This window comes from Nocardiopsis synnemataformans, from assembly GCF_965343085.1.
Classification (GTDB): domain Bacteria; phylum Actinomycetota; class Actinomycetes; order Streptosporangiales; family Streptosporangiaceae; genus Nocardiopsis; species Nocardiopsis alborubida.
In genome coordinates, this window is sequence record NZ_CBDRFA010000194.1 from 1 (window position 1) to 548 (window position 548).

General features: G+C 72.3%; 1 protein-coding gene. It reads right to left on the reverse strand.

What is annotated here, in order from left to right; genetic code table 11:
* Window positions 1-548: HNH endonuclease signature motif containing protein (locus tag ACSIH6_RS39425; protein ID WP_435114008.1), on the reverse strand; the 548-nt coding region annotated here is incomplete at both ends.

Below are 548 nucleotides of genomic sequence, written 5' to 3' on the forward strand. Positions count from 1 at the left end.
GTGTCCTCGCCCCAGGGACCCCGCCCCGATTCGCGTCCGGTGGTGTGCGCGGAGTTCGCGTTGGTACTTGGCCCGGTTGTGCGGGCCGCACAACGGTTGCAGGTTCGCCACCACCGTGCGCCCGCCCCGCGAGAAGGAGGTGATGTGATCGGCCTGGCACCAGGTCACCGGCACCTCGCACCCGCCCGGGTGCGCGCACGTGGCATGCCCGTGAAAGGCCGCCGCGCGTTGGCGGGCCGAAGCCAACCGGCGGCTGGGGGCCACGTCCAGCACCCGCCCGGTGGGCGGGGCGGTGAGCATCCGCACCACCTCCGCGTCTGCGGAGAGTTCGTGCACCACTCCGGCCGGGATGACGCGGCCGTGCTCGTCCAATGCCGGGACCTCCTGGCCGCGAGCGTTCAGGTAGGTGTTGACCGGCACCAGGATGCGGATCTGTACCAGCGGGGCGGGGGCGTTGTCGCACCCGGTGTGGGTGGTCGCATACCGCAATGCCGCGATGAGCGCGTCATGCTCACGCTGGGACCGGGACCGGGTCTCGCCCTCCCCGA